The organism is Dyella humicola, from assembly GCF_026283945.1.
In the GTDB taxonomy this organism is placed as follows: domain Bacteria; phylum Pseudomonadota; class Gammaproteobacteria; order Xanthomonadales; family Rhodanobacteraceae; genus Dyella; species Dyella humicola.
Map to the genome: position 1 here is coordinate 245,383 of NZ_JAPDPC010000001.1, position 11,570 is coordinate 256,952.

The 11,570-nt window shown below is 62.5% G+C and carries 8 protein-coding genes; 4 read left to right on the top strand and 4 right to left on the bottom strand.

Going from position 1 to position 11,570, the window contains the following annotated elements:
• Positions 1-160 precede the first annotated feature (160 nt).
• Positions 161-1,192 carry an AI-2E family transporter gene (locus tag OUZ30_RS01090; protein WP_266180311.1) on the top strand — a complete coding sequence of 344 codons (1,032 nt, stop codon included), beginning with the start codon at positions 161-163 and terminating at the stop codon, positions 1,190-1,192.
• 571 nt (positions 1,193-1,763) lie between these two features.
• Entirely contained in the window at positions 1,764-4,616 is a 2,853-nt protein-coding gene (locus tag OUZ30_RS01095; protein ID WP_266180312.1) for a TonB-dependent receptor plug domain-containing protein, read from the top strand.
• Between the two features lie 146 nt (positions 4,617-4,762).
• On the opposite strand, the gene bluB is transcribed toward OUZ30_RS01095, so the two are convergent.
• Both bluB and OUZ30_RS01105 read right to left on the bottom strand, forming a co-directional pair.
• Entirely contained in the window at positions 4,763-5,479 is a 717-nt protein-coding gene (gene bluB, locus OUZ30_RS01100) for a 5,6-dimethylbenzimidazole synthase (protein ID WP_266180313.1), read from the bottom strand.
• A 9-nt stretch (positions 5,480-5,488) separates the two neighbouring features.
• Entirely contained in the window at positions 5,489-7,471 is a 1,983-nt protein-coding gene (locus tag OUZ30_RS01105; protein ID WP_266180314.1) for a UvrD-helicase domain-containing protein, read from the bottom strand.
• A gap of 350 nt (positions 7,472-7,821) precedes the next feature.
• Between OUZ30_RS01105 and OUZ30_RS01110 the strand changes: the two genes are divergently transcribed.
• Together OUZ30_RS01110 and OUZ30_RS01115 are read left to right on the top strand one after the other, a co-directional pair.
• Positions 7,822-8,454: a thymidine kinase gene (locus OUZ30_RS01110; RefSeq protein WP_266180315.1), complete on the top strand. Its 633-nt coding sequence runs from the start codon at positions 7,822-7,824 to the stop codon at positions 8,452-8,454.
• Between the two features lie 29 nt (positions 8,455-8,483).
• Entirely contained in the window at positions 8,484-9,248 is a 765-nt protein-coding gene (locus OUZ30_RS01115) for a hypothetical protein (protein ID WP_266180316.1), read from the top strand.
• A gap of 44 nt (positions 9,249-9,292) precedes the next feature.
• On the opposite strand, the gene mutM is transcribed toward OUZ30_RS01115, so the two are convergent.
• Positions 9,293-10,120 (bottom strand): bifunctional DNA-formamidopyrimidine glycosylase/DNA-(apurinic or apyrimidinic site) lyase, encoded by an 828-nt coding sequence (gene mutM / locus OUZ30_RS01120; RefSeq protein ID WP_266180317.1) that lies wholly within the window; start codon positions 10,118-10,120, stop codon positions 9,293-9,295.
• 33 nt (positions 10,121-10,153) lie between these two features.
• Entirely contained in the window at positions 10,154-11,563 is a 1,410-nt protein-coding gene (gene gndA, locus OUZ30_RS01125; protein WP_266180318.1) for an NADP-dependent phosphogluconate dehydrogenase, read from the bottom strand.
• Positions 11,564-11,570: the final 7 nt, after the last annotated feature.

The window sequence follows — 11,570 nt, forward strand, 5'->3', positions numbered from 1 at the left end:
TGAACGAGCAGGATCGAACAAGTTTACGACAGGGCGGTGTCTACCTCGGGGCGCGTCACCCCGTGGAACGCGACGGAAAGTCACAGAGCGTTTCCCGGGGCTGGCGGCTGCCCCGTGCTGCTGACAGACTCGGAGCACCCCCGCTGCTCGTATGAACTGCATGGAATCAGTCTCAACCGTCCAACGATCGCCATCATTTGCGGTGCGGGTGTCCAGTTATGTGTTGGCCGGCGTGGCGTTGCTGCTGGTGCTGGGGCTGCGCCTGCTGCCCGCCTTGTTTGCGGGTCTTCTGGTCTACGAGTTGGTGCAATCGACGGCGCCGCTGCTGGGCAAGCGTGTTCCCAGCGACCGCGCGCGCGTGCTGGTGGTCGCCTTGCTGGGCACCATCGTGGTCGGCTTGCTGGTGCTGTTGATCCTGAGCGCGGTGAGCTTCCTGCGCAATGAAATCGGCAATCCCGAAGTGATGTGGCAGCAGCAGCTGATGCCCCTGGTGGAAAAGGCGCGCCAGCAACTGCCCGCCTCGGTAGTGGGTTGGCTGCCCGACAGCGTGGACGATCTGCGCGTGATGGCGATGGAGTTGACCCGCAAGCATTCGGTGAGCCTGCAAACCATCGGCAAGGCGGCTGCGCGGGTGTTCGTGCACATTCTTATCGGCATGGTGCTGGGCGCCGTCGTTGCGCTGAGCCGGGCGCGTCCGCCGCATCAGGTCGGTCCTTTGGCGGCTGCCTTGGGCCTGCGCTGTCAGCGCCTGGCCGAAGCGTTTCACAACATCGTGTTCGCGCAGATCAAGATCTCGCTGCTCAATACGGTCTTCACCGCGATCTTCCTGCTGGGCGTGCTGCCACTTATGGACATCCATGTCCCGCTGGCCAAGACCCTCGTCGTCGTCACCTTCATCGTTGGCCTGCTGCCGGTGATCGGCAACCTGATTTCCAATACCGCCATCACCATCGCCGGCCTCTCGCTGTCGCTCGGCGTGGGCATCGCCGCACTCGGCTTCCTGGTGCTGATCCACAAGCTCGAGTACTTCCTCAACGCGCGCATCGTCGGCGGCCAGATACGCGCGCGCGCCTGGGAATTGTTGGTCGCCATGTTGATCATGGAAGCCGCTTTCGGCCTGCCCGGCCTGATTGCCGGGCCGATCTACTACGCCTACCTCAAGAGCGAGCTCGAAGCGGAAAGGATGATCTGATGGTCGGCGCGCGCCGGCTGCGCGTTTGCGACGATTCGTCTTGAACCCTTGCATCGGATGAGGGATCGGCTGGGCTGCATGGCCGGCACCTTAGTGGGGCGCGACTCCGCGGCGAGACGCGCCTGACGTTCCAGAGCCATGCCTCGACGCCGTCGCGGCTCAACGGAGTGGCGCTGAGGCAAAGCACGACATCGGGACCATGCTTTGGCGTCGGCCGGCCCTTTCGAACACATAGCCTCGCTCACTGGGATTTCGCATTGTCTTGCGAGGACCCGCTATGGCGATTCTGCAGATTTCCAAAAATCATTTGAAATCAGTGCTGACGTGAGGCTTGCGGGCACGCGATAAGACGCAGGAAATCTCGCCTAATTTTGAAATTCTGTGAAAAAATATAAACGAAAAATTCTTCATTTATTAACATTTCATTTCATGTTAATAACCATCCGCGGGGTTCGTTTTGCCCTGATGGACGTAAGAAGCCTGTTGGGGACGGGCCGCCGTGATCGCTAAAGCGCGCAGACGCATGGATGCGCGACGTTAGTCACGACAATAAGCAAGTAGGGGAGAACCAATGTTGAAGTCCAAACTCACGGTCGCCGTTCTGGCGGCCTTGACGGCGTTCGGCTGCACGTCTGCCTTCGCCGGCACGACCGATGCCAATCCGCCAACGCAGCAGGATGCCGTCGCGACACAGGATGCCAGCCAGGGTCCAAGCGCGGACGAGACACCTAGTCAGCAGCGGGCAAGGCGCCTCGATACGGTGACGGTCACCGGCACGTTGATCAACAACGCGCAGATTCAGACCGCAACGCCGACGTATACGATCACCGGCGAAGAGATCAAGGCGCGCGGCTTCACCAGCGTGCAGGACGTGCTGCAAAGCTCGGTGATGGCGACCGGGTCGGTGCAGGGGCCGCAGCAGAGCGGCGGCTTTACCCAGGGCGCGCAGACCATCAGCCTGTTCGGCCTGAATCCGGAATACACGCTGACCCTGATTGACGGCAAGCCGATCACCCAGTTCGGCCAGCTGTACAACGGCCAGAGCAACTTCACCAATATTTCCAACATCCCGCTCGGGGTGATCGACCACATCGACGTGCTGCCGGGCGGCGCATCGTCGATCTACGGTTCGCAGGCGATTGCCGGCGTGGTGAACATCGTCACCAAGCAGCATATGGACGGCGCCGAGGTCACGGCACGCGCGGGCGGCTATGAGCAGGGCGGCGGCGGTAACCAGCGCTTGTCGCTGACCTTCGGTCACCAGTTCGGCAAGCTCGACGTGCTCGGCGCGTTCGAGTTCAACAACCAGTCGCCTATCTGGGCCTATCAGCGCACGTTCACCGCCACGAATCCGACACCGGTGACGGTGGCACGCGTGGAGAACTACGGCACCCTCGATACCTATACCGGTGCCGTGCAGGGCTATATCAGCCCGCCCGACAATTGCGACGCGATGAGTGGGCTGTTCAATGGCACCACCACCGAATCGCATTCCACGGTGGCGACCCGCACCGGCACGTTCTGCGGTTCACGTAACGTCTTCGGCTACACGACTTTGCAAAACCAGAGTCGCAGCTACGACGGCATGCTGAAGTTGAAGTATGACGTGAACGACTATGTGCGCTTGTACAGCGACACCCTGGTCGACTGGCAGCAGCAAAAATTCACGCCCGGTTCCGACTTCAACTGGTGGGGACCGATCAATTCACCTTCGGGTCTGATCGAGGACACCGCCGGCAACATCCTGTATCCCGAGCGCGTGTTTTCACCGGAAGAAGTCGGCAACAACTACTACAACCAGCTGGGCCGCCAGAACGACCTGATGTACCAGGCCGATATCGGCGCCAATGGTTCGTTCGGCGATTCCAACTGGTTGTGGGACATTTACTTCCTGCGTTCTGGCGACCGTACCAACACCAGCACGCCGGAGCGCATGGCCACGGCGGTGGACGGCTTCTTCGACAATATCCTAGGGGGAGTCGTTGAGCAGGATCCGATCTCCGGCCTCAATGTCTACAATCCGAACTGGCAGAAGTTCTATACCCCGCTGACGCCGGCCCAGGTGGCCAGCTTCATGCAGAACATCAGCGGATTCACCAATACCTGGATCAACAATACCCGCGCGACCATTACCAACAGCAGTCTGTTCCCGCTGCCGGGTGGCGATGCCGGGTTGGCCGTACTGGTCGAGGGTGGCAGTCAGGCCTGGCATGACCCCCTCAACCCACTCATCCTCAATAACGAGGTGTGGGGCCTGACCGGCACCTCAGGCGGTGGTGATCGCACGCATGCGGCCTCGGCGTTCGAGTTGAACCTGCCAGTGCTCAAGATGGTGACCGTCGACCTGTCGGGTCGTTACGACCACTACAAGACCGACGGTGGTGACAACGGCAAGTTCACCTACAAGGCCGGTCTCGAGTTCCGTCCGATCGATACGCTGCTGCTACGCGGCAACTACTCCACTTCGTTCCTGGCACCCGACATGTCGGCGCTGTTCCTCGGGCCCAGCGGCAACTACCAGAACATCACCGACTACTACCTGTGCCAGACCCAGGGTGGTGGCCAGGGCTGTACCGCCAACTTCACCTACGAAACGGCCGGTACCACGCTGGCGAACCCGAAGCTCAAGCCCACCACGGCCAAGAGCTGGTCGGCGGGCTTCGTGTGGGCTCCCATCACCAACATGAGCCTGACCGCAGATTTCCTGCATATCAACATCACCAACGAAGTGGCGCCGCAGCCAGCCGACCTGTTGATGCGCGAGAACTCGCAGTGCCTGTTGGGCCAGTTGCCGGCCAACTCGCCTGACTGCCAGGCAGCCCTGTCGCAGGTCACCCGCGATCCGCTGACTGGTAACGTCACCAACATCACCCAGTACTTCATCAACGTCTCCAACGAGACGACGGAGTCGGTGACCGCCCAGGCCAGCTACCGCTTCAATCCGACGCCGGTGGGCAATTTCCGCCTGCAGTTTGACTACAACAACATGCTGAAGCACGACTACCAGATCTATCCGGGTGGCACGGTGATCAATCAGCTGACCAATCCGCTGTACAGCTCGGAGTTCAAGAGCATCGTCAGTGGTGACCTCAGCTGGTCGTTGCATAACTGGTCGAGCACGGTGTTCTGGCACCGCTATGGCCCATCGCCGAACTACACGGCCATGGTCAACGGTCCCGGCTACCCGGGAGCGGCGCGGGTGTCGCCCTGGATCACCTGGAACTGGAGCGTGACCTACTCGCCCACCAAGGACGTGGACGTGTCCTTGTTGACCAACAATCTGACCAACAAGATGCCGCCGAAGGACGGCTCGTTTGCCACGACGTTCCCGTACTTCAACACGCAGAACTACAACGTGTACGGACGTCAGGTGATGTTGCAGCTCAATTGGCGGTTCGGTGGGAGCACCGGCAAGTCTGGGTAACCGAATCACCCGTGACCCGCAGGAGTCGCCCGGGCGATGCCTGCGGGTCAATGGGAGGTATGTGTTGGCTGTCAGCGACGCGGTCGTTGGCAACCTCCGGTAAGAGAAAGGCCCCGCTTAACGGCGGGGCCTTTTCTTTGCCAGCGTCATCCGAGTGGCGCGTCACCCGTGGGACCACGCAAGGCACTTAGCAGCGGCTCGTCTCGCAGCGGCTCGCCCCATTGGTTGCCGTGCAGCAAGCTATCCAGCGGTAGTCGCGAGCGCCAGCCGGCGGTTTCCAGCTCGGGACGCGCGAGGAACTCGCTGACGTAGCCCAGGCAGAGGTAGGCGAGCGGAACCACGTGCGTCGGCAGGCCCAGCACGGCGGCCAGTTCCACCGGGTCGACAATGCTGACCCAGCCCACGCCGATCCCTTCAGCGCGTGCGGCCAGCCAGAGATTCTGCACGGCCAGGCAGGTGCTGAACAGGTCGGCGTCCAGCATGGTGTTGCGGCCCAGCACGTGCGGGCCGCCACGTGTGCGGTCACACGTGATGCACAGGTTGATCGGGCTCTCGACGATGCCTTCGAGTTTGAGTCGGCGGTAGAGCGCCGCGCGATCGCCGGCGTAATGCTCGGCCGCGTCGGCATTGGCGCGGTCGTACAGCGCCTTCACCGCCTGCTTGGTTTGCAGCCGGTCGATCACGATGAAATCCCAGGGCTGCATAAAGCCGACCGAAGGTGCGTGATGCGCGGCGTGCAACAGACGTGCGAGCACCTCGGGCGCGACGGGATCGGGCAGGAACTGCGAGCGCACGTCGCGGCGCTCGTGGATGGCGCGATAGAGTCCTTCGCGCTGCGCATCAGTGAACGCGTGATCATTCATGGCCGCTGATTACCCGCCCGCCAGCATCGCGGCGATCTTCGCCATATGCGATTCGGCCGTCTCGCGCACCACTTCCTTGTCCGCCTCCGGGTCCTTGCCTTGCCAATGCAGATCATCCTGTGGCAACTCGTGCAGGAAGCGGCTCGGCTGGTTGCTGTGTACTTCACCGTAGCGTTTGGTCTTGGACGACCACGACAGCGTCAGCATTTCCTTGGCGCGGGTGATGCCTACGTACATCAAGCGTCGCTCTTCATCGATGCGGCCCTCGTCGATGGCGCCGTCGTGGGGCAGGGTGCCGTCCTCGCAGCCGACGATAAAGACGAAGCGGAATTCCAGGCCCTTGGCCGCGTGCAGGGTCATCATGCGCACGGCATTGCCGGGTTCATCACGGTCGGCATGACTGAGCAGGGCAAGCTGCGCCGCGAGATCACCCGCGCTGTTGTTGCCGCGCTGCATGGCGCGGAACCAGTCCGCCAGTTCGCGCAGGTTGCCGAGGCGGCGCTCACGCAAGGTGGCGTCGGTGGTGCTGGCGGCGATCTGTTCGGCGTAACCGGTGCGCTTGAGCACGGTTTCCACCAGGTCGGCGGCGCTTTCGTGCAGCGAGGCGCTGCGCAACTCGTCCATCAGCGTGGTGAAGGAAGCCAGCGCGGCGGCGGGGCGCGGCGTCAGCTGGCGCAACACGGCGTCGCTGCGCGCGGCTTCCAGCAGGGGTGCATGACGCGTCTGCGCGATCTGGCCCAATTTCTCCAGCGTGGTCGAGCCGATCTCGCGCTTGGGTACGTTCACTACGCGCAGGAAGGCGGCGTCGTCGCTGGGATTGGTCAGCAGGCGCAGATAGCAGAGCAGGTCCTTCACTTCGGCGCGGTCGAGAAAGCTCAGTGCACCGGTGAGGTGGTAAGGCACGCGGGCCAGCCGCAGCGCTTTTTCCAGCGGCCGCGCCTGGAAGTTGCCGCGATAGAGGATGGCGATATCGTGCCAGCGCGCCTTGTGTTTCTCCGCCAGGGTGGCGGCGATGGCGGCGACTTTTTCGGCTTCGTTCTCGTTGTCCTTGCACTCCAGTACTCGGATTTGCATGCCTTCCGGATGCTCGCTCCACAGCTTCTTTTCGTGCAGGTGCGGATTGTTGGCGATCAGCTTGTTGGCAGCGCGCAAGATGCGTTTGCCGCAGCGATAGTTCTGCTCGAGCTTGATCACGCGCAGCGTCGGCCAGTCCCTGCCCAGTTGATCGATATTCTCGGGATTGGCGCCGCGCCAGGCGTAGATCGACTGGTCATCGTCGCCCACGCAGGTGATGCCACCGCGATCGCCAGTCAAGGCCTTGAGCAGTCGGTACTGGGCGTCGTTGGTGTCCTGGTATTCGTCCACCAGTAGATAGCGCAGGCGCTCGCGCCAGGCATTGCGGCATTCCTCGTCGCTTTCCAGGATGCGCAGCGGCAGGCGAATCAAATCGTCGAAATCCACCGCATTGAAGGCGGCAAGACGCTGCTGATACATGTCGTAGATGGTGGCGGCATCCAGCTCACGAGGGCTGCGTGCGGCGGCCAGGGCCTCTTCCGGCGACAGCCCGCCGTTCTTGGCGCGGCTGACCAGGTTGCGGATGCCGAACAGCACATCCGGCTTGACGCCCTTGGGCGACAGTTCCTTGATGATGCCTTCGCTATCGTCGGCGTCGAGCACGGAAAAGCCACGGCGCAGGCCGGCGCGCTCATGCTCGATCTGCAGGAACTTCAGCCCCAGGGCGTGGAACGTACACACGGTGAGCGCCGCAGCGTCCTCCGTGGTGATCAACTTGGCCACACGCTCGCGCATTTCCTTCGCCGCCTTGTTGGTGAAGGTGATGGCGGCGATCCTGGACGGCGACAGTTTTTTGCGGGTGATCAGATACGCGATCTTCTGCGTGATCACGCTGGTCTTGCCCGAGCCTGCGCCGGCCAATACCAGCAGCGGGCCGTCGCAATGTTCGACGGCGGCCAATTGTTGGGGATTGAGCATGGTCAGCGCGGTATCTTGAGCGGCGCACGATGGTAGCAGAGGCGGCCCAGATCGTTCGGTCGCGCGGTCCCAAAGGCCGCATTGGCACGGATTTCCTTCCGCCTGCCACGGGGCGCCGCTCAAGGTGCTGCGCCCCTGAGGGCCTGTTCTCTGTCTCTCCGCCCCACGCCCTCGCCAGATAGCCCTCTTGCATGCTAATGAAGGCGGTAAGCTCCTGAAGCCTTTTGCTTTCGGTTAGCTTGCTCTGGCCAGCCAGGTGTCGACCAAAAGACTCGCAAGGGCTGGCCCTCGAACAGGGAGTGAGACGGACCTCAACCGGGTAACATCAGCGCCCCGCGACAGGAACGACCATGGCAAAGCTCTACTTCTATTACTCGGCAATGAATGCTGGCAAGACCACGACATTGCTGCAGAGCGCCTACAACTATCACGAGCGCGGCATGCGCACGCTCATCCTCACGCCCGCCTTCGACAATCGCTTCGGCGATGGCGTGGTGGCTTCGCGCATCGGCCTGAAGGCGAATGCGCGCCGCTTCGGTGCCGACGAAGATCTGCTCGCCGTGGTGCAGGCCGATATAGCGGCGCGCGGGCCGTTGCATTGCGTGTTTGTCGACGAGGCGCAATTTCTCGGCAAGGCGCAGGTATGGCAGCTCAGTGATGTGGTCGACCGCTTGAACATACCGGTGCTGGCCTTCGGCCTGCGTACCGATTTTCGCGGCGAGTTGTTCGAGGGCAGCCGCTACCTGTTGGCCTGGGCCGACAAGCTCGAAGAGATCAAGACCATTTGCCACACGGGCCGCAAGGCCACCATGGTGGTGCGCGTCGATGAACAGGGCCGCGCCGTGACCGAAGGTCCCCAGGTTGAGATTGGCGGCAACGACCGCTATGTCTCGGTGAGCCGCGCCGAGTTCAAGAACATTACCGAGGGACACGGCCGGATCGAACTGCTGCAGCCCATGCTACCGCTGGGCGAAGGGCGCTGAGCCCATCGCGACCACACTAAGGAACCGGTATGTCCAAGATCACCATCCCCGCCTGGCAACGCCCGCATTGGCAGCCGAGCAGTGAGGAAGCCCTGCTGCAGTTCTACGTGTTCGGCAAGTTCGAGCCCGTGCGTGCGCCGTCCGTCGATTACGGCAGCGAAGGCCTGCCCGAGGGCATGGGCCTGACCAGTCATCACCACAACGCGCTGCGCCAGTGGGAGGGCTATCCACTCAAGGGCGGCATGGGCCGGATGTTCAAGGACGATGCACCGGAAGCCTACAAGCTGGCCCTGGAATCACCCGAAGTGCTGGTCGTGCGCGGCCACATCCCCGACAGTTCGGACACCGGCTACCTGCGCGACACGCTGGGTGTGCTGGCGGCGCTGCTGGATGTCGGCGGCAAGGCCATCCTCGACCCGCAGACGCTGAGCCTGTTCGACGCCGACGGTTGGCGCCGGCAGTTCCTGGTGCGCGATGGCGCGCCGATCCGCAACCACCTGCTGATCTTGCGTGACGCCGAAGAAGAGCCCGGACGCTTCTGGGTGCATACCCGTGGCATGCGCAAGTTTGGGCGGCCAGACATCAGCGTGCGTAACGTGCCGGAAGCCGACAGCGATCGTGCCGGCCTGTTGTGTGAACGATTGGTGGAACTGGAAGCGCTGGGTGCGCACTTCGCCGATGGCCAGAAGCTCGAGGCCGAAGGCCTGGGCGGTGATCTGGTCGCGCAGCTTGGTGGTGGGCTCGAGCATCCGGATTTCAACAATACGTATGTGGAGTTCCGCTGGCCGGATTAAACGTGCTGGTCTCCTTCTCCCCAAAGGGGAGAAAGAGCCAAGAGCTACCGCTGACAGCGCGGACACCAAAACGTCGAACGCTGGCCCAGCACCACCTGCCGAATCCGCGTGCCACACACCTGACACGGTTCCCCCTCGCGCCCATAAACCTGCAACTCGCGGAAGAAATAACCCGGCGCACCGTCCGGATTGATGAAATCGCGCAACGTCGTGCCACCGCGCTCGATCGCCCAGGCCAGGATGCGTTTCACCTCCGCTGCCAGCCGCGCATAGCGCGCTCGCGACACACCGCCTGCTGGCTTGCGCGGATCAATGCCTGCCGCAAACAACGCTTCGCTGGCGTAGATGTTCCCCACGCCCACCACGATGGCGTTATCCATCAGAAACAATTTCACCGCTGCCTTGCGCCCGCGCGACAGATGCCACAACAGGTCGCCGTCGAAATCGTCGGTCAGTGGCTCGGGGCCGAGCGAGGCAAGCAGCTCATGGGTTTCGCCGGGCGCTTGCCACAGCACGCTGCCGAAGCGTCGAGCATCGGTGAAACGTAGTACGCGGGGGCCCTCCGTGGTGGTCGGTTCCAGCGCGATATCGACATGATCGTGTTTGCCGACCAATGCATCGGGCGGCAACACACGCAGCACACCTGTCATGCCCAGGTGCACCAGTGCGCTGCCAACTTGCGTATGCAGTAGCAGATACTTCGCGCGTCGTTCGACGGCATCGATGCGTTGGCCCGGCAACAGCCCGCTGATTTCCGGCGGAATCGGCCAACGTAAATCGGGGCGACGCAATATCACCCCCGTAACGCGCCTGCCGACAACATGCGGCTCGATCCCTCGACGGGTGGTTTCGACTTCGGGCAATTCAGGCACGATGAGACTCGATTGACATGGAAGAGCGGGTCCTCAGCTCCAGTCGGCGTGGAAGCTGCCGGGCTTGTCGATGCGTTCGAACGTATGCGCGCCAAAATAATCGCGCTGCGCCTGCAGCAGATTGGCCGGCAGATGTTCGGCGCGATAGCTGTCGTAGTAGGCGATGGCCGAGGCGAAACACGGCACGGCCACGCCGGCACGCACCGCCGTCGCCACGACCTCGCGCAACGCATCCTGGTACTGCGCGGCGATATCGCGGAAATACGGGTCGAGCAGCAGGTTCTTCAGTTGCGCGTCGTGCGCATAGGCATCGGTGATCTTCTGCAGGAAGCGCGCGCGGATGATGCAACCGGCGCGGAAGATGCGCGCGATGGTGCCGTAGGGCAGCTGCCACTGATATTCGTCCGAGGCGGCGCGCAGCTGCGCGAAGCCCTGGGCATAGGACACGATCTTGCTGAAGTACAGCGCGCGCCGCACGGCTTCAACAAAGGCAGCGCGGTCGCCCGTGAAGGTAGTGGCCTTCGGGCCCGGCAGCACCTTGCTGGCGACAACGCGTTCCTCCTTGAGTGCCGAAAGCAGGCGTGCAAAAACCGACTCCGTAATCAAGGGAAGCGGCACGCTCAGGTCGAGCGCGCTCTGGCTGGTCCATTTGCCGGTGCCCTTCTGGGCGGCGCGGTCAAGAATCATGTCGACCAGCGCGTTGCCGGATTCATTGTCTTTCTTGGTGAAGATATCGGCGGTGATGGTGATGAGGTAGCTGTCCAGCTCACCCTTGTTCCACTCACCGTAAACCGTTGCGAGTTCGTCGTTGGAAAGGCCAAGCACGTCGCGGAGCACTGCGTAGCTCTCGGCGATCAACTGCATGTCACCGTATTCGATGCCGTTGTGCACCATCTTCACGTAATGGCCGGCGCCATTCGGGCCCATATAGGCCACGCAGGGTTCGCCATCAGGAGCGCGCGCAGCGATTTCGGTGAGGATGGGCGCGACCAGGTCGTAGGCGTCGCGCGGGCCGCCGGGCATGATCGAGGGGCCATGCAATGCGCCTTCCTCACCACCGGAAACGCCGGTGCCGATGAAATGCAGGCCCGCCGCACCCAGCTCGCGTTCGCGACGGATGGTGTCCTGGAAAAACGTGTTGCCGCCATCGATCACGATGTCGCCCTTGTCCAGCAGGGGCTTGAGCTCGGCCAGCGTGGCGTCGGTGGGTTCGCCGGCCTTCACCATCAGCAGGATGCGTCGCGGCTTTTCCAGCGAATCGACGAACTCGGGCAGGGTGTAGGTGGGTACGAGTCGCTTGCCGGGATTCTCGGCGATGACCTGATCGGTGCGTTCGCGGTGGCGGTTGTAGATGGACACGGCATGGCCGCGACTTTCGATGTTCAAAGCAAGATTGCTGCCCATCACAGCCATACCCACTACGCCGATCGCCTGCTGACTCATATCGTTG

What these genes read in the sequence shown, in the direction of transcription:
- OUZ30_RS01090 (WP_266180311.1), top strand. Translation starts at nt 161, where the DNA reads ATGGAATCAGTCTCAACCGTCCAACGATCGCCATCATTTGCGGTGCGG.
- OUZ30_RS01095 (WP_266180312.1), top strand. Translation starts at nt 1,764, where the DNA reads ATGTTGAAGTCCAAACTCACGGTCGCCGTTCTGGCGGCCTTGACGGCG.
- bluB (WP_266180313.1), bottom strand. Translation starts at nt 5,479, where the DNA reads ATGAATGATCACGCGTTCACTGATGCGCAGCGCGAAGGACTCTATCGC.
- OUZ30_RS01105 (WP_266180314.1), bottom strand. Translation starts at nt 7,471, where the DNA reads ATGCTCAATCCCCAACAATTGGCCGCCGTCGAACATTGCGACGGCCCG.
- OUZ30_RS01110 (WP_266180315.1), top strand. Translation starts at nt 7,822, where the DNA reads ATGGCAAAGCTCTACTTCTATTACTCGGCAATGAATGCTGGCAAGACC.
- OUZ30_RS01115 (WP_266180316.1), top strand. Translation starts at nt 8,484, where the DNA reads ATGTCCAAGATCACCATCCCCGCCTGGCAACGCCCGCATTGGCAGCCG.
- gndA (WP_266180318.1), bottom strand. Translation starts at nt 11,563, where the DNA reads ATGAGTCAGCAGGCGATCGGCGTAGTGGGTATGGCTGTGATGGGCAGC.